This window comes from Streptomyces sp. NPDC058674 (assembly GCF_042716505.1).
Lineage (GTDB): Bacteria > Actinomycetota > Actinomycetes > Streptomycetales > Streptomycetaceae > Streptomyces.
Genome location: NZ_JBHXSC010000080.1, coordinates 1 through 20,352, shown reverse-complemented (window position 1 = coordinate 20,352; position 20,352 = coordinate 1). Strand labels below are relative to the sequence as shown.

General features: G+C 73.4%; 18 protein-coding genes, 1 pseudogene and 1 riboswitch. Of the genes and pseudogenes, 11 read left to right on the top strand and 8 right to left on the bottom strand.

What is annotated here, in order from left to right; translation table 11 throughout:
• The first annotated feature begins 12 nt into the window (after positions 1 to 12).
• Both ACFWU6_RS29515 and ACFWU6_RS29510 read left to right on the top strand, forming a co-directional pair.
• Positions 13 to 651, top strand: a complete 639-nt coding sequence (locus tag ACFWU6_RS29515) for a MerR family transcriptional regulator (RefSeq protein WP_383812206.1) — start codon at positions 13 to 15, stop codon at positions 649 to 651.
• 43 nt (positions 652 to 694) lie between these two features.
• A complete protein-coding gene (locus ACFWU6_RS29510) occupies positions 695 to 2,215 on the top strand; it encodes a DNA polymerase IV (RefSeq protein ID WP_383984008.1) in 1,521 nt (506 codons plus the stop codon).
• Positions 2,216 to 2,281: 66 nt separating this feature from the next.
• Here the strand turns inward: ACFWU6_RS29510 and ACFWU6_RS29505 are convergent, their stop codons facing one another.
• Positions 2,282 to 2,674 carry a PRC-barrel domain-containing protein gene (locus ACFWU6_RS29505; RefSeq protein ID WP_383812202.1) on the bottom strand — a complete coding sequence of 131 codons (393 nt, stop codon included), beginning with the start codon at positions 2,672 to 2,674 and terminating at the stop codon, positions 2,282 to 2,284.
• A gap of 112 nt (positions 2,675 to 2,786) precedes the next feature.
• A riboswitch (glycine riboswitch) is annotated at positions 2,787 to 2,886 on the top strand.
• 197 nt (positions 2,887 to 3,083) lie between these two features.
• Between ACFWU6_RS29505 and gcvP the strand changes: the two genes are divergently transcribed.
• Entirely contained in the window at positions 3,084 to 5,969 is a 2,886-nt protein-coding gene (gene gcvP, locus ACFWU6_RS29500) for an aminomethyl-transferring glycine dehydrogenase (protein WP_383984005.1), read from the top strand.
• 64 nt (positions 5,970 to 6,033) lie between these two features.
• Here the strand turns inward: gcvP and ACFWU6_RS29495 are convergent, their stop codons facing one another.
• Positions 6,034 to 6,240 carry a DUF5999 family protein gene (locus ACFWU6_RS29495; protein ID WP_383811132.1) on the bottom strand — a complete coding sequence of 69 codons (207 nt, stop codon included), beginning with the start codon at positions 6,238 to 6,240 and terminating at the stop codon, positions 6,034 to 6,036.
• A 261-nt stretch (positions 6,241 to 6,501) separates the two neighbouring features.
• The gene (locus ACFWU6_RS29490) at positions 6,502 to 7,122 is read right to left on the bottom strand and encodes a hypothetical protein (protein WP_383984002.1); all 621 of its coding nucleotides are present in this window, start codon (positions 7,120 to 7,122) and stop codon (positions 6,502 to 6,504) included.
• 493 nt (positions 7,123 to 7,615) lie between these two features.
• On the opposite strand from ACFWU6_RS29490, the gene ACFWU6_RS29485 reads away from it, so the two are divergent.
• Both ACFWU6_RS29485 and ACFWU6_RS29480 read left to right on the top strand, forming a co-directional pair.
• Positions 7,616 to 9,151 (top strand): glutamate-cysteine ligase family protein, encoded by a 1,536-nt coding sequence (locus tag ACFWU6_RS29485; RefSeq protein ID WP_383983999.1) that lies wholly within the window; start codon positions 7,616 to 7,618, stop codon positions 9,149 to 9,151.
• Between the two features lie 152 nt (positions 9,152 to 9,303).
• On the top strand, positions 9,304 to 10,125 hold the full coding sequence (locus tag ACFWU6_RS29480) for a CPBP family intramembrane glutamic endopeptidase (protein WP_383983996.1): 822 nt from the start codon (positions 9,304 to 9,306) through the stop codon (positions 10,123 to 10,125).
• Between the two features lie 111 nt (positions 10,126 to 10,236).
• Here the strand turns inward: ACFWU6_RS29480 and ACFWU6_RS29475 are convergent, their stop codons facing one another.
• Positions 10,237 to 11,058, bottom strand: a complete 822-nt coding sequence (locus ACFWU6_RS29475) for a PhzF family phenazine biosynthesis protein (RefSeq protein WP_383811144.1) — start codon at positions 11,056 to 11,058, stop codon at positions 10,237 to 10,239.
• A gap of 185 nt (positions 11,059 to 11,243) precedes the next feature.
• The gene (locus ACFWU6_RS29470) at positions 11,244 to 11,672 is read right to left on the bottom strand and encodes an SRPBCC family protein (protein WP_383811147.1); all 429 of its coding nucleotides are present in this window, start codon (positions 11,670 to 11,672) and stop codon (positions 11,244 to 11,246) included.
• A gap of 172 nt (positions 11,673 to 11,844) precedes the next feature.
• On the opposite strand from ACFWU6_RS29470, the gene ACFWU6_RS29465 reads away from it, so the two are divergent.
• Together ACFWU6_RS29465 and ACFWU6_RS29460 are read left to right on the top strand one after the other, a co-directional pair.
• Positions 11,845 to 12,801, top strand: coding sequence for a DMT family transporter (locus ACFWU6_RS29465; RefSeq protein WP_383811149.1), 957 nt, complete (start codon positions 11,845 to 11,847; stop codon positions 12,799 to 12,801).
• A 156-nt stretch (positions 12,802 to 12,957) separates the two neighbouring features.
• Positions 12,958 to 13,944, top strand: coding sequence for a DMT family transporter (locus ACFWU6_RS29460; protein WP_383983993.1), 987 nt, complete (start codon positions 12,958 to 12,960; stop codon positions 13,942 to 13,944).
• Here ACFWU6_RS29460 and ACFWU6_RS29455 read toward each other — a convergent pair.
• The gene (locus ACFWU6_RS29455) at positions 13,926 to 14,621 is read right to left on the bottom strand and encodes a pyridoxamine 5'-phosphate oxidase family protein (protein ID WP_383811155.1); all 696 of its coding nucleotides are present in this window, start codon (positions 14,619 to 14,621) and stop codon (positions 13,926 to 13,928) included. The two genes, ACFWU6_RS29460 and ACFWU6_RS29455, sit on opposite strands and share 19 nt — an antisense overlap.
• 37 nt (positions 14,622 to 14,658) lie before the next feature.
• Between ACFWU6_RS29455 and ACFWU6_RS29450 the strand changes: the two genes are divergently transcribed.
• Entirely contained in the window at positions 14,659 to 15,993 is a 1,335-nt protein-coding gene (locus ACFWU6_RS29450; RefSeq protein ID WP_383811158.1) for an aminotransferase class I/II-fold pyridoxal phosphate-dependent enzyme, read from the top strand.
• Positions 15,994 to 16,197: 204 nt separating this feature from the next.
• On the opposite strand, the gene ACFWU6_RS29445 is transcribed toward ACFWU6_RS29450, so the two are convergent.
• Entirely contained in the window at positions 16,198 to 17,193 is a 996-nt protein-coding gene (locus tag ACFWU6_RS29445; RefSeq protein WP_383983990.1) for a DMT family transporter, read from the bottom strand.
• 74 nt (positions 17,194 to 17,267) lie between these two features.
• On the opposite strand from ACFWU6_RS29445, the gene ACFWU6_RS29440 reads away from it, so the two are divergent.
• Together ACFWU6_RS29440 and ACFWU6_RS29435 are read left to right on the top strand one after the other, a co-directional pair.
• Positions 17,268 to 18,182 carry a LysR family transcriptional regulator gene (locus ACFWU6_RS29440; RefSeq protein ID WP_383983987.1) on the top strand — a complete coding sequence of 305 codons (915 nt, stop codon included), beginning with the start codon at positions 17,268 to 17,270 and terminating at the stop codon, positions 18,180 to 18,182.
• Positions 18,183 to 18,418: 236 nt separating this feature from the next.
• Positions 18,419 to 19,429, top strand: a complete 1,011-nt coding sequence (locus tag ACFWU6_RS29435) for a quinone oxidoreductase family protein (protein ID WP_383811167.1) — start codon at positions 18,419 to 18,421, stop codon at positions 19,427 to 19,429.
• Positions 19,430 to 19,521: 92 nt separating this feature from the next.
• Here ACFWU6_RS29435 and ACFWU6_RS29430 read toward each other — a convergent pair whose 3' ends face one another.
• Positions 19,522 to 19,995, bottom strand: a complete 474-nt coding sequence (locus ACFWU6_RS29430; protein ID WP_383983985.1) for a pyridoxamine 5'-phosphate oxidase family protein — start codon at positions 19,993 to 19,995, stop codon at positions 19,522 to 19,524.
• Positions 19,996 to 20,071: 76 nt separating this feature from the next.
• On the opposite strand from ACFWU6_RS29430, the pseudogene ACFWU6_RS29425 reads away from it, so the two are divergent.
• A pseudogene (locus ACFWU6_RS29425) lies at positions 20,072 to 20,352 on the top strand (cysteine hydrolase); the annotation flags it as partial.

Sequence of the window (20,352 nt, the reverse complement as noted above, 5' to 3'; positions counted from 1 at the left end):
CGGAGGGTCGGCGTGAGGATCACGGGCGACGGTACGACCGGGGGCACCCCCGTACGGAGTGACGGTGGACCGTACCCGCTGTACGGCAGCACGATGGGCTCCGCGCGCCGTCAGCCGGAGTCGACGCCGGCCGAAGCGGTGAGCGGGGAGCCGGCGCCCGAGCAGATCGGCTACCGCGGGCCGACGGCCTGCGCCGCGGCCGGCATCACCTATCGGCAGCTCGACTACTGGGCGCGGACCGGGCTGGTGGAGCCCAGCGTGCGCGCGGCCGGGGGTTCGGGCACGCAGCGGCTGTACAGCTTCCGGGACGTGGTGGTCCTCAAGATCGTCAAGCGTTTCCTGGACACCGGCGTGGCGCTCCAGAACATCCGCGCGGCCGTGCAGCACCTGCGGGACCCGGGGTTCTCGGACCTGGAACGGGTCACGCTGATGAGCGACGGCGCGACGGTCTACGAGTGCACCTCGCCCGACCAGGTCGTGAGCCTGCTCCAGGGCGGGCAGGGCATCTTCGGCATCGCCGTGGGCGTGGTGTGGCGGGACGTGGAGAACGCGCTCTCACAGCTGCACGGGGAGCGGGTGGACACCGGCGAGACCCTCGTCGGCCACAACCCGGCGGACGAGCTTGCGGCGCGCCGCAACCGGGCCGTCTGACCTCGCGCACCGGTTTGTCAGAGGCCTGGGGCAGAGTCGTGGTGTGAGAGCCGCGCCGACCATCCTGCACCTGGACATGGACGCCTTCTACGCCTCGGTGGAGCAGGCGTCGAAGCCGAGCCTGCGCGGCAAGCCCGTCATCGTCGGCGGGCTCGGGCCGCGCGGGGTCGTCGCCACCGCCTCGTACGAGGCCAGGCGCTTCGGCGTGCACTCCGCGATGCCGATGGCGCAGGCCCGGCGGCTCTGCCCGAACGGCGCCTGCCTGGTGCCCCGCTTCACCCTCTACCGCGCGGTCAGCGACGTGGTGATGGCCCTGCTGCGGGAGCTGTCGCCCCTGGTGGAGCCGCTCAGCCTGGACGAGGCCTTCGTGGACCTGGAGGCGGGCGGCGTCGCCTTCGACGCGCAGGGCGCCAGAGCGACGGGCGAGCGGCTGCGGGCGGACATCCGGGCCGCCACCGGCCTCAGCGGGTCGGTCGGGCTCGCCGGGTCGAAGATGCTGGCCAAGGTGGCGTCCGAGGAGGCCAAGCCGGCCGGGCTGCTGCTGATCGAGCCGGGTACCGAGCGCGAGCTCCTCGCGCCGATGTCCGTCCGGACCCTGCCCGGGGTGGGGCCGGCTACCGGGGAGCACCTGCGCCGGGCCGGGATCACCACCGTGGGGGAGCTGGCGGAGGCCGGGGAGGACGAGCTGGTCCGGATGGTCGGGCGCGCGCACGGCGTCGGCCTGTACCGGATGGCCCTGGGGCTGGACGACCGGCCGGTCGTGGCGGAGCGGGACGCGAAGTCGGTGTCGGTCGAGGACACCTTCGACGTGGACCTGCACGACCGGGTGCGCATCCGCACCGAGGTGCAGCGGCTCGCGGACCGCTGTGTGCGGCGGCTGCGGAGCTCGGGGCACTCGGGGCGCACCATCGTGCTGAAGGTCCGGCGGTTCGACTTCTCGACGCTGACGCGCTCGGAGACACTGCGCGGCCCCACCGACGACCCGGGGGTGGTGCGGGAGGCCGCCGCGCGGCTGCTGGAGGGGGTCGACACCACGGGCGGCGTGCGGCTGCTGGGCGTCGGGGTGACCGGGCTGGCGGACTACACGCAGGAGGACCTCTTCGCCCAGGCCGCCGCGACGCTCGCGGCCGGGGCGCCGGGCGCCGTCGCCGAGACCGGGGACGGCGCCGGGGAGCCCGCGCCGGCGGCCGGTGGGGAGGGCGGGACCGAAGGGCCGGAGGGCGGCCCCGCGACCGGCGGGGGTGTCGGCGGCGCCGACCGTGCGGGCGCGGCGGTGGCTCCCGGGGATTCGGCCCCCGGGGATTCGGCCCCCGGCGGGCCCGAGGACCCCGGCGCCGGCGCGGGCGCCGTACCGGAGCGGCGCTGGGCAGCGGGCAACGACGTACGGCACGCCGTGTACGGGCCGGGGTGGGTGCAGGGCAGCGGGGTCGGGCGGGTGACCGTGCGGTTCGAGCAGCCCGGGTCTCCGCCCGGCCGGGTGCGCACCTTCCTGGTGGACGACCCCGAGCTGGAGGCGGCCGATCCGCTGCCGCTGGTGGGGGAGGAGGGGCCGGGCGGGCCCTGAGGCACCTGCCCGGCCGGCGGAGGGGCGTACGGCGGCGAAGGGAGGGCAGCCCTCGTCTCCGGCGGGTCAGCCCTCGTCTCCGGCCAGTCGGCCGAAGTCGCGGGGCTGGTCGGAGGCGGGCGGCGGCTGGTGGAACTCGGACGGGAGGGTCACGTCCAGCCCGTAGTGGTGGTAGAGCTGCAGCTCCTGTTCGGGCGAGAGGTGCCGGCCGACGCCGAAATCGGGGGCGTCCCTGATGAGGGAGCGGTCGAAGGGCACCCGCAGGGTGTCGCCCACCAGCTCGCTGGGCTCCAGCGGGACGAAGGCGTCCCGGCTGAACAGCCCCGTCCGGACGGCGGCCCATTCCGGGACGCCCGTGGCATCGTCGAGGTAGACCTCGTCAACGGTGCCGATCTTGGCACCGTTGCGGTCGAGCGCCTTGCGGCCGATCAGGCTGCGCGGATCGATGTCGCTCTGCACGGTCCCTCCATCTGGTCGCAACTCCTCCGTAATGACTACAGAAGTGCATATCCGGATCGCAGGCCACTCGGGAAGCGGCCGCAACCGCGCTGGTAGGCTGGGTGGTGGCTGTCGACCCTGTGCGGGAGAGTCCTCCGAACGAGTGAGTGCGGAGGCGCCGAAGGAGCAAATCCTCCCCGGAATCTCTCAGGCATACGTACCGCACGGACGAGGCCACTCTGGAAAGCAGGAGCGGGTACCGGGCGCGCAGTGCCGGTTCCCCTCCTCACCGACGGTGAAAGCCGGATCTCGAGGGAGACCCCCGCGAGGCCCGGTGAAACTCTCAGGTTGAGATGACAGAGGGGGAGGCCGTCCGGGTGCCCGCGCCGTGGTGCCCCTCGCAGGTCGTACGACCAGGAGGCCTCCGTACATGACCGCCAACCGCATTCCGCTCTCCCAGCTGGAGCGAGGCATCCCCTTCGAACAGCGCCACATCGGCCCTGATGTCGAGGCGCAGGCGAAGATGCTCGCCCAGGTGGGCTACGGCTCCCTGGACGAACTGACCGCCGCCGCGGTACCGGATGTGATCAAGACCGCCGAGGCGCTGAACCTGCCCGAGGCGCTCACCGAGGCCGAGGTGCTGGCCGAGCTCCGCTCGCTCGCCGACCGCAACCAGGTCCTCACCTCCATGATCGGCCTCGGCTACTACGGGACCTTCACCCCGCCGGTGATCCTGCGCAACGTCATGGAGAACCCGGCCTGGTACACGGCGTACACGCCCTACCAGCCGGAGATCTCGCAGGGCCGCCTCGAGGCGCTGCTGAACTTCCAGACCGTCGTCGCCGACCTCACCGGCCTGCCGACCTCGGGGGCCTCGCTCCTCGACGAGGGCACCGCGGCCGCGGAGGCGATGTCCCTGTCCCGCCGTGTGGGCAAGGTCAAGAACGGCGTCTTCCTCATCGACGCCGACGCGCTGCCGCAGACGATCGCGGTGATCGAGACCCGCGCCGAGCCCGCGGGCGTGGAGGTCGTCGTCGCCGACCTCTCCGACGGCATCCCGGCCGAGATCGCCGAGCGCGGCGTCTTCGGCGTGCTGCTCCAGTACCCGGGCGCGTCCGGCGCCGTGCGGGACATCAAGCCGCTCATCGACCAGGCGCACGGCCTCGGCGCCGTCGTCACCGTCTCGGCGGACCTGCTCGCCCTGACGCTGCTCACCTCCCCGGGCGAGCTGGGCGCGGACATCGCGGTCGGCACCACCCAGCGCTTCGGCGTCCCGATGGGCTTCGGCGGACCGCACGCCGGCTACATGGCCGTCCAGGGCAAGCACGCTCGCTCACTGCCCGGCCGCCTCGTCGGCGTCTCCGTGGACGCGGACGGCAACAAGGCCTACCGCCTGGCCCTCCAGACCCGCGAGCAGCACATCCGCCGCGAGAAGGCCACCAGCAACATCTGTACCGCGCAGGTGCTGCTCGCCGTGATGGCCGCGATGTACGCCGTCTACCACGGCCCCGACGGCCTGCGGACGATCGCCCGCCGGACCCACCGCTACGCCGCCCTGCTCGCCGCCGGTCTGCGCGCCGGCGGGGTCGAGCTGGTGCACGGCTCCTACTTCGACACCCTCACCGCCCGGGTTCCCGGCAGGGCCGCCGAGGTCGTCGCCGCCGCCCGTGAGGGCGGGGTCAACCTCCACCAGGTCGACGCCGACCTCGTCTCCCTCTCCTGTGACGAGACCACCCTGCGCGCCGACGTCGAGGCCGTCTGGGCCGCCTTCGGCGTCAGTGGCGACATCGAGGCGCTGGACGCGACCACGGCCGACGCCCTGCCCGAGGCGCTCCTGCGCTCGGACGAGGTCCTCACGCACCCGGTCTTCCACCAGCACCGCTCCGAGACCGCGATGCTGCGCTACCTGCGCAAGCTCTCGGACAAGGACTACGCGCTGGACCGCGGCATGATCCCGCTGGGCTCCTGCACCATGAAGCTCAACGCGACGACCGAGATGGAGCCGGTGACCTGGCCCGAATTCGGCCAGCTGCACCCCTTCGCCCCGGTCGAGCAGGCCGAGGGGTACCTCACGCTCATCACCGAGCTGGAGGAACGCCTCTGCGAGGTCACCGGCTACGACAAGGTCTCCATCCAGCCCAACGCCGGCTCCCAGGGCGAGCTGGCCGGCCTGCTGGCCGTGCGCGCCTACCACCGGGCCAACGGCGACGCGCAGCGCACGGTCTGCCTCATCCCGTCCTCGGCGCACGGCACCAACGCCGCCAGCGCCGTGATGGCCGGCATGAAGGTCGTCGTCGTCAAGACCGCCGACGACGGCGAGGTGGACGCGGCCGACCTGCGCGCCAAGATCGAGCAGTACCGCGACGAGCTCGCCGTCCTGATGATCACGTACCCCTCCACGCACGGTGTGTTCGAGGAGCACGTCGCCGACATCTGCGCCCAGGTGCACGAGGCCGGCGGCCAGGTCTACGTGGACGGCGCCAACCTCAACGCCCTGGTCGGCCTGGCGAAGCCGGGCCACTTCGGCGGCGACGTCTCCCACCTCAACCTGCACAAGACCTTCTGCATCCCGCACGGCGGCGGCGGCCCGGGCGTCGGCCCGGTCGGGGTCCGGGCGCACCTGGCGCCCTACCTGCCCAACCACCCGCTCCAGCCGACCGCCGGCCCGGAGACGGGTGTGGGCCCGATCTCGGCGGCGCCGTGGGGCTCGGCCGGCATCCTGCCCATCTCCTGGTCGTACGTGCGCCTGATGGGAGGCGAGGGCCTCAAGCGCGCCACCCAGGTGGCGGTGCTCGGTGCCAACTACATCGCGAAGCGCCTGGAGCCGCACTACCCGGTGCTGTACACCGGCCCGGGCAACCTGGTCGCGCACGAGTGCATCATCGACCTGCGTCCGCTGACGAAGGCCACCGGCGTGAGCGTGGACGACATCGCCAAGCGCCTGATCGACTACGGCTTCCACGCGCCGACCATGTCCTTCCCGGTCGCCGGCACGCTGATGATCGAGCCGACGGAGTCCGAGGACCTCGCCGAGATCGACCGCTTCTGCGACGCGATGATCGCCATCCGCGGCGAGATCGAGCGGGTCGCCGGCGGCGAGTGGCCGCTGGAGGACAACCCGCTGGCCAACGCCCCGCACACCGCGGCGGCCCTGGGCGGCGAGTGGAACCACCCGTACAGCCGTGACGAGGCCGTCTTCCCGGCCGGGGTCACGGCCGCGGAGAAGTACTGGCCGCCGGTGCGCCGCATCGACGGCGCGTTCGGCGACCGGAACCTGGTCTGCTCCTGCCCGCCGCTGGACGAGTACGACAACTGAGTCAGGGAAGGGGCCGGCCCGGGAGATCCTCCCGGGCCGGCCCCTTCGTCGTTGCCGTCGTCGCTCAGGCGGCCCGTACGACATGGGCCGCCGCGAGCGGGCGGTGCGGTGCGATGATCTGGCCGTCCGGCAGCAGCTCACCGGTGTCCTCGAAGAGCAGGACGCCGTTGCACAGCAGGCTCCAGCCCTGTTCCGGGTGGTTGGCCACGGGGTGCGCGGCCTCCCGGTCGGCGGAGTCGGCTGACGGGCAGGCTGGCTGGTGCTGGCACATGGATGCGTTCTTTCGCTGCGGTGTGGTCTGTGTGCTACGGCTCGATGCGTGGTTCATGGCCGTCCCCCTGGGTCATCCCCGCACCCGCGGGGAGCGTGTCATCAGTCTTCCCCCACGACAGCCGCTTCGCAGGTATTTCCCAGCAGCTGTCCTCATAGAGTGATGACGCATCACCCGTGCGGGCGGTTCAGCTCAACTCCCCTGTCTTTTCGGGTGGTTCGGAAGTGGCCCGAGTGGGCTAGGCCGAATGGGCCACTCGGGTCAGGCGGCGGGGGCGGCCAGTGAGGGAGGGCCCGGCGGGGTCGCCGGGGTCAGCCGTCGGGTGAGTACGGGCAGCAGTTCGGACACCGGATGCGGGCGGAAGGCGGCGATGCCGGGCGGGGCCGGGGCCAGCGGTACGAGCAGGTCCTCACCGGCCGGCAGGCCCGCGGAGGCGTCGGCTCCCACCGCGCCGTGCAGCCACAGGGTCAGCATGTACAGCTCCGGTACGGACAGCAGCCGCGGCTGGTAGGCGTTGCCGAGCGACTCCGCCTGGCGCAGGGCGCGTTCGGTGGCGGCCACGTACGGGCCCTCGAAGAAGTGGGAGAAGGCCCAGCCGTCCGCGGTCAGGCGGGTGTCGGCCGCGGCGACGTAGCGGTCGCCGCTGCGGATCAGGAACCGCCAGCCGGTGAGCCGCGTTCGGGGCGGCCTGCCGCCGACTGCCAGGGTGGACGTGTTCAGCCGGTCCAGGACGTGGAGCGGCAGGGGCAGTTCGGCGGTCATCGGCCCCTGGAGGGTGCGCAGGGCCGGAGTGTGCGCCTCGTGGACGGCGGCGGGGGAACCGAGTGCCGCGAGGACGCTGCGCAGGGCGGGCGCGGGAGCCGGAGGGACGTGCAGCGGCATGGTGGGTCGCCTCTCACTTGGGAGACCGGTGGAACAGGGGCAGGTGCGGACGGCGCTGTCGCATTCTGGGGCCAGAGGGGGGCTGAGGGGCAATGGCCGCGCGCCAACTCTCTGCCTCGTTTGCGGAGTTTATACGACATGTGTTCACGCGGTGTTTCGTCTAGCTGTCCCGGCTATTGCGGGCAAGGCGCTTACCAGCCCCGCTTCCTTGGCATTCATGTCCCATGTGCGCGCTCATGTCGCGCTGACCTCGGAGGTTACCGGACGGGGGCTCGGCTGAAAAGCACCGGTAATCCTGAAGAGGCAAATTCGACGGGGAATTTGCATACGATGACATGTCAGGTGAATGTGCCGAAGCGCCTGTCGGCCAAACCGGCGCGCGCTCCTCGCCACTCGCGCCCCTCGGCGTTATGGATCACGCCCCCGGGGCATCATCGACCGTAACGCGGGCCTGGGTGTGCCGGGCAAGGCCCACTCGAGGAGGGACGCTTCGATGGGGGAGAAGGTCGTGGCAGGCGGATTCGACCTGTCCGATCGGCAGCGGTATCGAAGGAAGCTCCACGAGTGTCTGGAGGGGTTGGAGCGGCTGCTGGCCGAGAAGAGGTTCGATCGGCCCAAGAACATGATGGGGCTGGAGATCGAGTTGAATCTCACGGGAGCCGACGGTTTGCCGCGAATGGTGAATGCGCAGGTGCTGGAGCGGATTGCGAGCCCTGATTTCCAGACCGAGCTCGGAATGTTCAACCTGGAGGTGAACGTCCTTCCGCACCGTCTCGGGGGCCGGGTTTTCGACCAGCTCGCCGAGGAGCTCAGCGCCGGACTGGGTTACGCCCACCGGCAGGCCGCGGAGATCGACGCCGGGGTCGTGATGATCGGAATCCTGCCGACGATCTCCCGCGACGACCTGGTGACCGCCAACCTGTCGGCGGTGGACCGCTACTCGCTGCTGAACGAGCAGATCCTGATGATGCGCGGCGAGGACTTCACCCTCGACATCGACGGGGTGGAGCGGTTGACCTGGACCTCCGGGTCGATCGTGGCGGAGGCGGCCTGTACTTCCGTACAGCTGCACCTGCAGGTGACCCCGGCCCGCTTCGCGGCCGTCTGGAACGCGGCGCAGGCCGTGGCCGCCGTGCAGATCGCCGTCGGGGCCAACTCGCCGTTCCTGTTCGGGCGGGAGCTGTGGCGCGAATCGCGGCCGCCGCTGTTCCAGCAGGCCACCGACACCCGGCCGCCCGAGCTCCAGGCCCAGGGGGTGCGGCCGCGGACCTGGTTCGGTGAGCGCTGGGTGGACTCCCCGTACGAGCTGTTCGCCGAGAACGTCCGCTACTTCCCCTCACTGCTGCCGATCTGCGACGAGGAGGAGCCGCTGCGGGTGCTCGCCGAGGGCGGGGTGCCGCGGCTCCAGGAGCTGGTCCTGCACAACGGGACCGTGTACCGCTGGAACCGGCCCGTGTACGGGGTCGCCGACGGCGCGCCGCACCTGCGGGTGGAGAACCGCGTGCTGCCGGCCGGGCCCACCGTCGCGGACGTCGTCGCCAACGCCGCCTTCTACTACGGGCTGGTACGGACCCTCGCCGACGAGCAGCGGCCGGTCTGGACCCGGCTGCCCTTCCCCGAGGCGGAGGCCAACTTCGACGCCGCCTGCCGGTACGGGATCGACGCGCGGCTGCGGTGGCCGCGCCGCGGCCGGGGCGGGGGGCTGGCGAGCGTGCCCGCCGTGCGGCTGGTCCTGGACGAGCTGCTGCCGATGGCGGCGGCCGGCCTGGACGCCTGGGGGATCGAGCCGGCCGACCGCGACCACTACCTCGGCATCATCGAGGAGCGCTGCCGCCGCCGGGTCAACGGTGCCACCTGGCAGGTGGACACCTACCACCGGGCGCTCGCGGCCGGCCTGGACCGGGACGAGGCGCTGGCCGCGACCACCCGGCGCTACAGCCGCCTGATGCACCAGGGGGAGCCCGTGCACACCTGGCCCGTCGGGATCGCGGAGGAGGAGGTGCGCCCTCCGCTGCCGGCGGTGCGCTGAGCGGTGCCCGGCCCGCGCGGCGGCCGCCGGTACGGGATCGGCGGCCGTCGATCCCCGCGCGGCGGTCGCCGATCCCGGCGCGGCGGTCGCCGATCCCGGCGCGGTGATCCGTCCGGCCCCCCGAGGAGGCAGTATGGGGTGGTCGTGACGGGATGGCGGAACGGGAGTCGGACGTGCGGGCGGAGCCGGAGCCGGTGGTCGTGGAACTGCGCGGGGACGGGCAGCGGGGCATTCTGCGCACCGAAACGCTGCTCGTCCTGGCCCTGTCGCTGGGCGCGAGCGGGGTCTCGGCGCTGATCAGCTTCATCGGCTCGCTGACCAAGCCCGGCGGGCTGAAGGACCAGGCCGCCACCCTCAACGGCTCCTACGCCCCCGGTCGCCCCTGGCTGGACCTGGCCTGGCAGCTGTTCGGGATCGCGAGCGCCCTCGTCCCCGTCCTGCTGGTGGCGCACCTGATCACCCGCGAAGGCGCGCCCGGACTGCGCGTCCTGGGCTTCGACCGCACGCGCCCCTGGTGGGACCTGGGCCGGGGCGCCGTCGTGGCCGCCGGGATCGGCAGCGCGGGGTTGGCGTTCTACCTGGGGGCGCGGGCGGCCGGCTTCAATCTGACGGTGGTGCCCGAGGCGCTGCCCGACGTGTGGTGGAAGTTCCCCGTGCTGATCCTCTCCGCGGTGCAGAACTCCGTGGTGGAGGAGGTCATCGTGCTGGCCTACCTGCTGCGCAGGCTCGACCAGCTGGGCTGGTCGCCGTTGGCCGCGCTGCTGGCCAGCTCGCTGCTGCGCGGCTCGTACCACCTCTACCAGGGCATCGGCGGCTTCATCGGCAACGTGGTCATGGGCGCGGTCTTCGTCCTGGCCTACCGCCGCTGGGGGCGGGTGGGGCCGCTGGTCGTCGCGCACGCGCTGCTCGACATCGTGGCCTTCGGCGGGTACGCGCTGCTCGCGGGCAAGGTGGGCTGGCTGCCCACGCCGTGAGGGGGCGCGGGGCCGGTGGGCGGGCGTGGCGGGGGCCCGGTGGCCGGGCCCGGTGGTCGGGCCCGACGGGCGGGCCCCGGTACGGCGCTCGTGACGCATACGGCGGTCTGGTCAGGGGGCGGTGAGCAGCTCTCCGTCGAGGACGGTCACCGCGTGACCGCCGAGCAGGGTGCGCTCGCCCGCCAGGGTGACCCGCACCAGGCCCCGGCGGGCCCCGCCCTGGAGGCCGGTCAGCTCGGTACGGCCCAGGCGCGCGGCCCAGAAGGGGGCGAGCGCGGTGTGGGCGCTGCCGGTGACGGGGTCCTCGTCGATCCCGAAGGCGGGGAAGAAACCGCGGGAGACGAAGTCGTACCCGAGGGAGGGGTCCTCGGCGGCAGCGGTGACGATCACCCCGCGCCGGGCGAAGGCCCGCATCGCGCCGTAGTCCGGTTCCAGTTCGCGTACGGTCCGCTCGTCGGCGAGTTCCACGAGCAGGTCACCGATGTGGGCGGAGGTGTCGTGCACCGAGAGGATCGGGGCCCCTCCGAGGGCGTGGCCCACCGAGGCCGGCGCGTCGACGGGGGTCAGCGAGGACGTCGGGAAGTCCATCGTGACCGAGCCGTCCCCGGTGGCCTCGGCCGTGAGGATGCCGCAGCGGGCGGCGAAACGGATCAGCCCGGTGGCCAGGCCGCTCGACGCGAGGACGTGGGCGGTGGCGAGCGTGGCGTGGCCGCACATGTCGACCTCGGCGGCCGGGGTGAACCAGCGCAGCGCCCAGTCGGCCTCCCCGCCGGGCGGCAGGGGGTGGGCGAAGGCGGTCTCGGAGAGGTTGACCTCGGCCGCGACCTGCTGGAGCCAGGTGTCCGGGGGGAACGCGGCGTCGAAGAGCAGGACGGCCGCGGGGTTGCCGTGGAAGGGGCGGTCGGTGAAGGCGTCGACGATTCGGATGCGCATGCTCCGACCGTAGGGCCCGTCCGCCGGCACCGACAAAGGCCAATCCGGGCTGACTGGCCCGCCCTGCGGGCCCGCGCGTGCCTGGTCGGCGGCGCCGGTCCCCGTGTGGGTGTCGCTCCACCGGCGTGAGGAACTCGCCGGCCGGCAGGATCTCGCAGCGACGGGTGCCGACAAGACCGTCGAGGTCAGGCGACCAGGGCGGCGAGCCTGCGCAGCGATTCGTTCAGCGCCGCGGTGGCCGAGTCCTTGAGCTTGCCCGCCATCAGCGAGACGGCCGCCCCCGTGAACTCGCCGTCGATGCGGACCGTGGTCGCCCCGCCGTCCGGGACGAGGGTGTACCGGGTCAGGACGGCCACGCCCATCGGGCCCTTGCCGGTGATCGCGAGGAGGCGCTCCTCCTCCAGCTCCGCGACGGTCCACAGGACCTCGGCGGGGAAGCCCATCATCTTCATGTTCTCGGCGAAGGCGGACCCGACGGCGAGGGTCTGCGGACCGCCCTTCGGGAAATCGGTGTGGGTGGTGCTCCACTGGCCGTACGCGTCCCAGTCCGTCAGTTGGGACCAGAGCTTCGCGGCGGGCGCCTCGATGCGTGATTCCGCGGTGACTTCGGCCATGCGACCACCCCTTCTCGTCGGGTACGTGCGGCGGAAGGTAGCCCCGGCGGGCGGAACATTCAATACTGACGACCTGTCAGATGTGGTCGGCGCGGTCCGCCCCCGGTATCGGGTGCGTCTCAACAGGTGTCATGGCGGTGACGGTGCTGACCGCCCCTGCCATGATGGCCCGATGCAAGCGTCAGGGAGACACGCCGGACTGGGCCTCGCCCTCGTCTCGGCGTTCGCGTTCGGTGGTTCCGGTGTGGCGGCGAAGCCGCTGATCGAGGCGGGTCTGGACCCCCTCCACACGGTCTGGCTCAGAGTGGCCGGGGCGGCGCTCGTGCTGTCACCGCTCGCCTGGCGCCACCGGGATCTGCTGTACCGCAAGCCCGCGCTGCTCGCGGGCTTCGGACTGATCGGCGTCGCCGGCGTGCAGGCCTTCTACTTCGCCTCCCTCTCGCGCATCCCGGTGGGTGTGGCCCTGCTGCTGGAGTACCTCGGGCCGGCGCTGCTGCTCGGCTGGATCCGCTTCGTGCAGCGCAAGCCGGTGACCCGGGCCGCCGCCGCCGGGGCCGCCGTGGCCGTCGCCGGGCTGGCCTGCGTGGTCGAGATCTGGGCCGGGCTGAGCCTGGACCTCCTCGGGGTGCTGCTCGGCCTCGCCGCAGCCTGCTGCCAGGCCTTCTACTTCGTCTTCGCCGACCAGGGCACCGACGGCGACGACGTCCCCGATCCGCTCGGGGTGATCGCGTACGGCATGCTCGTCGGCACGCTGGTGATGACGGTCATCGCCCGGCCCTGGCAGATGGACTGGCGGGTGCTGGGGGGAGAGGCCTCCCTCGACGGCACGATGCTGCCCGCCTGGCTGCTGCTGGGCTGGGTGGTGCTGGTGGCGACCGTGCTCGCCTACCTGACCGGTGTGGTGTCGGTGCGCAGGCTCTCGCCCCAGGTCGCCGGCGTCGTGGCCTGCCTGGAGGCGGTGATCGCGACCGTCCTGGCGTGGATCCTGCTCGGCGAGTACCTCTCCACCTGGCAGATCGTCGGAGGCGGGCTGGTGCTGGGCGGCGCCTTCATCGCGCAGTCCTCCCGGCCGACCCCGCCGGCGGCGGCGGACCCGGCCGTGCTGGACCGCGAGACCACCGCGGCATAGGTTGCGACCATGCCTTCGACCGTGCTCCCGCCTCCCGCCTAGGCGGGCGGCACTTCCGTGAACCGGTACCCCGGCCCGGTGTTCCCGGGCGGGTACGTGCTGCCCGCGAAGCGATGACCTGCCTCTCTCATCCTTCACGCATGCGCGGAGCCACACGTGTCGAACCACTCGCCCGCCGCCGGGCGCAGTCTGCTGTACCTCGTCGTCGCCGGAGCCGCCTGGGGCACCGCCGGAGCGGCCGCCTCCCTCCTCTTCCTGGCCAGTGACCTCGGCCCCCTCGCCCTGTCCTTCTGGCGGTGCGCCGGGGGGCTCGTGGTGCTGCTGGCGGTGCTCGCCGTACGGCGGCGGCCGCGCCCGGGGCCGGGCAGGGCGCGGCCGTCGGCGCGCTCGCTGGTCGGGACCGGCTTGTTGTTCACCCTCTTCCAGGCCGCCTACTTCGCCGCCGTGCGGGAGACCGGCCTCGCCGTCGGCACCGTGGTCACCCTGGGGGCCGGCCCCGTGCTGATCGCCCTGGGCGCCCGGCACTGGATGGGAGAGCGGCTCGGCCGCGGCGGGACGGCCGCCGTCGCCGGGGCGCTGGCGGGACTGGCCGTCCTGGTGCTGGGCAGCGGGGGCGCCGAGGTGCGGCCGGTGGGCGTCGGCTGGGCCCTGCTGTCCGCCGCCGGGTACGCGGCGATGACCCTGCGGGCCCGGTGGCTCGGACAGCGCGGCGCGGGCGGGGACCCGCTCGTCACCACAGCCTGGTCGGTCGGCGTGGGCACGGTGTGCCTGCTGCCGCTCGCCGCCGTGGAGGGGCTGCTGCCGCACACGGCCGATGTCGGGCGCGTGCTGTGGCTGCTGGTGTACGTCGCCACCGTGCCGACCGCCCTGGCGTACGCGCTCTACTTCACGGGGGCCGCCGCCGTACGGGCGGCGACCGTGTCGGTGATCATGCTGATCGAGCCGGTCAGCGCGGCGGTGATCGCCGTCCTGCTGCTCGGGGAGCGGCTGACCGGCGCCGTGGCGCTGGGCACCGTACTGCTGCTCACGGCCGTCGGCGCGCTGATCGCGGCCGAGTCGCAGCGGCCGGGGGGCGGGCCGGGGGGTGGCCCGGCGCTGGCGCCGGCCGCGCCGCGGCGCAGCACTCAGAGCGCGGAGAGGTAGCCCGGTACGGCGGTGCCGGGGGCCAGGTCCGCGGCGGGCACGGGGACTCCGTACGCCGGGGCGACCGGGACCACGCCCGCCCAGTGCGGCAGGGCCAGGTCCTCGGCGTCGTCGTTCGGGCCGCCGGTGCGGATCTTCGCGGACACCTCGGCGAGGTCCAGGCGCAGCACGGCCGTGGCCGCGAGCTCCCTGGCGTTCGCGGGGCGGGAGTCGGCGGAGCGGCCCGGGACGACGTGGTCGACCAGCGCGTCCAGGGCGAGGCGGCACTCCGCCTCGTCCGTGACCTGGCGGGCCGTGCCGTGCACGACCACCGAACGGTAGTTGAGCGAGTGGTGGAAGGCGGAGCGTGCCAGCACCAGGCCGTCGAGGTGGGTGACGGTCAGGCAGACGGGGAGGCCGGGGTCGGCCTGGCCGGCCGCGCGCAGCGGGCGCGAGCCGGTCGAGCCGTGGACGTAGAGGGTCTCGCCGACGCGGGCGAAGAGCGTGGGCAGGACCACCGGGGCGCCGTCGCGGACGAAGCCGAGGTGGCAGACACAGGCCTCGTCCAGGATCGCGTGGACGGTCTCGCGGTCGTAGCGGGCCCGCTCGCGGGAGCGGGTGGGGACCGTGCGGTCGGTGGGCGCGTAGGAGTCCGCGGGCCGCTGTCCGGTCGTCGCCGGCGTGGAAGTGGTGGTCATGCTCGATTCTCCATTGTATTAGTGCATAATAGACTTTGTGCTAGGAGAGTATCGAATCACAGGGCGGCGCGCATCGGATATCGCGGCCAGCGTCGAGGACGGTGTGGGGACGGGCGTGCTCGCGCCGGGAGCGCTTCTGCCGCCGGTGCGGGAGCTGGCCGGCGCGCTGGGCGTCAACCCCAACACGGTCGCCGCGGCGTACCGCGCGCTGCGCGAGCGCGGTGTCATCGAGACGGACGGGCGCCGGGGCAGCAGGGTCCGGGCCCGGCCGTCGAGCGCCCCGCGGGACGCTTCGCGCACGCTGGTGCCGGAGGGCGTACGGGACCTCACCGACGGCAATCCGGACGTGGCGCTGCTGCCGTCGCTGGCCGGGCCGCTGGCCGCCGCCGCCCGGCGGTACGCGCAGGCGCCCGCCCTCTACGGGCAGGACCCGGTCCTTCCCGAGTTGGCCCGTCTCGCGCGGGCCGGGCTGGACGCGGACGGGGTGCCGGAGGGGCCGGTCGCGGTGGCCTCGGGGGCGCTGGACGGGATCGAGCGGGTCCTGGCCGCGCACCTGCGGCCGGGGGACGGCGTCGCGGTCGAGGATCCGGGGTGGGGCAGCGTGCTGGACCTCGCCGCGGCGCTCGGCCTGCGGGTGCTGCCCGTGGCGGTGGACGACGACGGCCCCGTCCCGGACGCGCTGGCCCGGGCCCTGGCGGCCGGGGCGCGGGCCCTGGTGGTGACCGCGCGGGCGCAGAACCCGACCGGGGCCGCGGTGGGCGCGCGGCGGGCGGCGGAGCTGCGGGGGCTGCTGGCGGCCCACCCAGGGGTGCTGGTGGTCGAGGACGACCACGGGCACGGATTCGTGGACCTCCCGCTGCGTCCGCTGGGAGGGGTGACCAGGCACTGGGCGCTGGTCCGGTCCACGGCCAAGGCGTACGGTCCGGACCTGCGGCTGGCCGTGCTGACGGGGGACGCGGTGACCTTGGACCGGGTGCGGGGCCGGCAGCGGCTCGGTCCGGGCTGGGTGAGCCGGCTGCTCCAGGACGCGGTGGTCGAGCTGTGGTCCTCGGGCGCGGTGGACCGGGTGGCGGTGGCGCGTGCGTACGGGGAGCGGCGGGACGCGCTGGTCGCGGCGCTGGCGGAGCGGGGGGTGCCGGCGCACGGCCGGAGCGGGATGAACGTGTGGGTGCCGGTCGCGGACGAGACCGCGGTGGTGACGCGGCTGCTGGCCGCGGGCTGGGCGGTGGCGGCGGGGGCGCGGTTCCGGGTGGAGTCGGGACCGGGCGTGCGGCTGACGGTGTCACGGCTGCGGGCGGCGGAGGTGCCGGGGCTGGCGGAAGCGGTGGCCGCGGCGGTCCGACCGGGGGCGCCGGGGGTCAGGTACGACTGAGCGGGCGCGGCTGCGTGTGCCTGCGCGGCCCCGAGTCTGCGCGTCCCCGAGTCTGCGCGGCCGCTTGGGCGTGCGCGGCGGCCCGCGTGCACGTGGATCTGCGGGCGGGGGCGCGCCGGGCCCGGCCGGGGCCCCCGGCCCCCGTGCGGGGCCGGGGCGGGGGCGTTGGGCGTGCGTTCCGGGACGGCAGGTGAGGGGCGGACGTCAGGGGCGCGCGCGGGGGGCGGGGCGGGTCTGGGTCAGGGCGGCGCCCGCCAGGACGATCAGGGCGCCGACCGGGGTGTTCCAGTGGAGCTGTTCGCCGAGGACCAGGACGCCCGCCGCGGTCGCGATGACCGGGATGAAGTAGGTGACCATCTGGGCGGTGGTCGGGCCGACCTCCGTCACCAGGCCGTACTGCATCTGCAGCGCCATGCCCGTACCCAGGGCGCCCAGGGCGATCACCGACAAGGTCGGCCAGAGCGGGAAGGACGTGGGGGCCGAGGTGAACGCGGCGCTCATCGCGATGAGTTGCAGCGTGGAGATCAGGAGCTGGGCCCCGGTCATGGCGGCCGGGGAGCCCGGGGTGCCGGCCAGCGTGCGGCGGACGTAGATCCAGCCGATCGGGTAGCAGAGCGAGGCCAGCAGGGCGAGCGCGGTGCCCTTGCCGTCGACCCCCGAGAAGCCCTGCCAGGCGCCGAGGACGGTGAGCACGCCGAGGAAGCCGAGTCCGAGGCCCGCGAAGCGGCGGCGCGTCGGGCGGTCCTCGGACAGTGCCACGAGCGACAGCGCCATGCCCCACAGCGGGGAGGTGGCGTTGCAGATCCCCGCGAGGCCCGAGGGGATGGTGAGCTCCGCGTAGGCGAAGAGGGAGAACGGCGCGGTGTTGAGCAGGAGCGCCGCCACCGTCAGGTGACCCCAGGTGCGCAGCCCCCGGGGGAGGGGTTCCCGGCGCACCAGCAGTACGGCGAGCAGCGCGAGCGCCCCGAACAGCACCCGGCCCAGGGCGACGTGGAAGGGGGCGTACGCCTCCGTACCCACCTTGATCAGGAGGAAGCTGAAGCCCCAGACGACGGAGAGGACCGCGAAGCGGACGCGCCAGTCGAGTCGGCCGCGGCGGGCCGGCGGTGCCGGCGGTGCTGCCGACGCCGCGTCCGGGCCGGTCACGGAGGCCGGGGCGGGGTTCGGGAGGTCGGGGCGGGGGACCGCGGGTGCGCTCATGGCCCTTACTGTGCTTGTATCAACTTCGTAGGACAAGCGAGAGTTTCTCGGACTTACGTCGTAGCATCGCTTACATGTTGAACCTGGAGCGCCTGCGCACCCTCGACGCCCTCGCCCGCCACGGTTCGGTCGGCGGCGCGGCCGACGGACTGCACGTCACCACCTCCGCCGTGTCCCAGCAGATGGCCAAGCTGGAGCGGGAGGTGGGCCAGCCGCTCCTGGCCAAGAACGGCCGCGGGGTCCGGCTCACCGACGCCGGGCGGCTGCTCGCCGACCACGCCGCCCGGATCATCAGCCAGGTGGAGCTCGCCCAGGCCGACGTCGAGGCCCGGCGCGGCTGCGCCGTCGGCGAGCTGCGGATCGGCGCCTTCCCGACGGCGATGCGCGGACTGCTGCCCGGGGCGCTGGCGGTCCTGCGCACGGACCATCCGGAGCTGCGGGCCCTGGTGCGCGAGCGGGAACCGGAGGAGAGCATGGCCGCGGTGGTGCGCGGGGACCTCGACATGGCCCTGGCCATCGACTGGCACAACAAGCGGATGCCGGTGCCCGCCGAGCTCGCCCGCACCCACCTGCTGGACGACTCCGTGGACATCGCCGTTCCGGCCGGCCACCGGCTGGCCGACCGGACGCAGATCTCCCTCGCCGAGTTCGCCGACGACGACTGGATCTCCTGGAACGAGGGCCAGTTCTGCCACGAATGGCTGGTCTTCACCCTGCGCGGGACCGGGATCGAGCCGCGCATCGCCCACATCGCCGAGGAGCACCACACCCAGCTGGCCTTCGTGGAGGCCGGCCTCGGGGTGTGCGTGGCGCCGAAGCTGGGCCGGGGGCCGGTGCCGTCCGGGGTCCGGCTCCTGCCGGTCTGCGACAGCGTGCGCCGCCACGTGTACGCCGTCTGGCGCGCGGACGCCGACCGGCGGCCCTCCATCCGGGCCGCGGTCGATGCGCTGCGCCGGTCGGCGGCCGCCCAGCTCCGGGCCGGGGCGTGACCGGCGTCCGACCGGCAGGGGCGGGCGTAGGCCCATTCGTCGAGCAGGGCGCCGTTGAAGCGTTCGGCCTTGCCGTTGGTCTGGGGGAGCTGCATCTGTTCTTCGCGCCGACGCGGGAGGAGGCGGCGTGGGCGGCGGGCTGGTCTGCTTGCCGGGAATCGGATCGCCATCAACGGGGTTGGTGGGGGATGAGCCATCAACGGTGTTGGTGGGGGACGAGCCGTTATTGGAGGGCCATGCGAGCGATTCAGGTACACGAAGTGGGCGGTCCCGAGGTGCTGCGGGAGGCCGAGGTGGACCAGCCGCGGCCGGGTCCGGGCGAGGCGGTCGTGGAGGTCGCCGCATCCGGGGTCAACTTCCTCGACGTCTACCACCGCGAAGGCCGGTACAGCCTCCCGCTGCCCTTCACCCCGGGCGCTGAGGGCGCCGGCACGGTCGTCGAAGTCGGACCCGGCGTCGCTGACGTCGCAGTCGGGGACCGGGTCGGTTGGGTGGAGATTCCCGGCACGTATGCCGAGCGGGCCGTCGTGGACTCCTCCCGGCTGGTGCCGCTGCCCGACGACATCGGCTTCGAGACAGCCGCCGCCGTGCTCCTGCAAGGCATGACCGCGCACTATCTCGTCAAGGACGCCTACCCGGTTCAGGGGGGCGACACGGTGCTCGTGCATGCGGCTGCTGGTGGCATGGGGCTGCTTTTGACCCAGCTCATCACCCATCTCGGCGGCAGGGTGATCGGCACGACGTCGACCACGGCGAAGGCCGAGCTGGCGAAGCGTGCCGGGGCCGCTGAGGTGGTCCTCTCCTCCGCGGTCGACGATCTCGCAGCCGAGGTGAGGCGGCTCAACGGCGGTCAGGGACTGCCGGTTGTCTTCGACGGCGTCGGCGCGCACACCTTCGATGCGAGCCTCGCCAGCCTGCGGACCCGCGGCCATCTCGTGCTCTTCGGCGCGGCAAGTGGTGCCGTGCCGCCGTTTGATCCGATTCGGCTCGCCCACGGCGGTTCGCTGACCCTGATCCGGCCCAGCCTCGGGGACTTCATCGCCGATCGGTCCGAACTGCTCCGACGGGCCGCCGATGTGTTCGAGTGGGTGCGCTCCAAGGCGCTTGAGGTCACCGTCACGGGCCGCTACGCATTGTCCGAGGCCGCCCAGGCCCACAGCGATCTGGAGGCTCGGCGTACCACCGGCAAGCTGCTCGTCCTACCCGATGCGGCCGCCCTTGGACGCCGCGAGGAGACGCAGAGCTGATCGCGGGTGACGAGGTCGGGGATCTTGGAGACTGAGTCAAGATCCCTACCGAGACCTGGCTCACCCGTCCACAACCTCCCGGGACAGAACACCTAGAGCTTGCGGAAGTCCCAGGAGACGATCGACTCCGGAGTGAGGCGTATCCAGGCGTGCCGGCCGTCGTGCGGCATCTCCTCGATCCCGAAGTTCTTGACGGGGAAGATCCGCTCGGCCTCGGCCAGCTCCGGGCACGGTTCACCCGTGCGCGGAGCCTCGCCCACGAAGACCGCGGTGCCGGACAGCTCCACGCCGCGCAGTTCGCCGTACGACTCCCCGGAGTCCACGACCACCGAGATCCGGGGGTCCTCGCGGAGGTCGGACCAGCGGCGGCTGCGCGTGATCGAGTACAGCCACAGCGAGCTGCCGTCCCAGGCGAACCACAGGGCGCCCACGTGCGGGCGCCCGTCGGGGGAGACCGTCGCCACCCGGCAGGTGCGCTGCTCGCGCAGGAAGGCGTCCACCTCCTCGTCCGTCATCATGATGCGGCGGCCCCGCCGCTGGGTCCCGCCCGAGCGTGTCCCGTCCATCCGTCCCGCACCCCTTCACATCTGACTATGTGTCAGGAATCATGCGGGCTCACGGGTCGTCACGCCAGGGGGAGCCATGCCGGATCTCGATCCCGCCACCACCGCGCTGCTCACCGTCGAATGCCAGAACGGCGTCGTCGGGGAGGAGAGCGCGCTGCCCGAGCTGGCGAAGGAGGCGCGCGACTCCGGCATGCTGGCCCGGGTGGCCGCGCTGGCCGACGCGGCGCGCGGGGCGGGCGTCCAGGTGGTGCACGCGGTCGCGGAGCGGCGGCCGGACGGGCTCGGGGCCAACACCAACGCCCGGCTGTTCCGGGCCGCGGGCAGGCTCCCCGTCCGGCAGTTGACCGGCAGCCGGGC

Bases quoted from the DNA above. Each gene is read 5' to 3' on its own strand.
- gcvP (WP_383984005.1), top strand. From the start codon at position 3,084: ATGACCGCCAACCGCATTCCGCTCTCCCAGCTGGAGCGAGGCATCCCC.
- ACFWU6_RS29495 (WP_383811132.1), bottom strand. From the start codon at position 6,240: ATGTGCCAGCACCAGCCAGCCTGCCCGTCAGCCGACTCCGCCGACCGG.
- ACFWU6_RS29490 (WP_383984002.1), bottom strand. From the start codon at position 7,122: ATGCCGCTGCACGTCCCTCCGGCTCCCGCGCCCGCCCTGCGCAGCGTC.
- ACFWU6_RS29485 (WP_383983999.1), top strand. From the start codon at position 7,616: ATGGGGGAGAAGGTCGTGGCAGGCGGATTCGACCTGTCCGATCGGCAG.
- ACFWU6_RS29480 (WP_383983996.1), top strand. From the start codon at position 9,304: ATGGCGGAACGGGAGTCGGACGTGCGGGCGGAGCCGGAGCCGGTGGTC.
- ACFWU6_RS29475 (WP_383811144.1), bottom strand. From the start codon at position 11,058: ATGCGCATCCGAATCGTCGACGCCTTCACCGACCGCCCCTTCCACGGC.
- ACFWU6_RS29470 (WP_383811147.1), bottom strand. From the start codon at position 11,672: ATGGCCGAAGTCACCGCGGAATCACGCATCGAGGCGCCCGCCGCGAAG.
- ACFWU6_RS29465 (WP_383811149.1), top strand. From the start codon at position 11,845: ATGCAAGCGTCAGGGAGACACGCCGGACTGGGCCTCGCCCTCGTCTCG.
- ACFWU6_RS29455 (WP_383811155.1), bottom strand. From the start codon at position 14,621: ATGACCACCACTTCCACGCCGGCGACGACCGGACAGCGGCCCGCGGAC.
- ACFWU6_RS29445 (WP_383983990.1), bottom strand. From the start codon at position 17,193: ATGAGCGCACCCGCGGTCCCCCGCCCCGACCTCCCGAACCCCGCCCCG.
- ACFWU6_RS29440 (WP_383983987.1), top strand. From the start codon at position 17,268: ATGTTGAACCTGGAGCGCCTGCGCACCCTCGACGCCCTCGCCCGCCAC.
- ACFWU6_RS29435 (WP_383811167.1), top strand. From the start codon at position 18,419: ATGCGAGCGATTCAGGTACACGAAGTGGGCGGTCCCGAGGTGCTGCGG.
- ACFWU6_RS29430 (WP_383983985.1), bottom strand. From the start codon at position 19,995: ATGGACGGGACACGCTCGGGCGGGACCCAGCGGCGGGGCCGCCGCATC.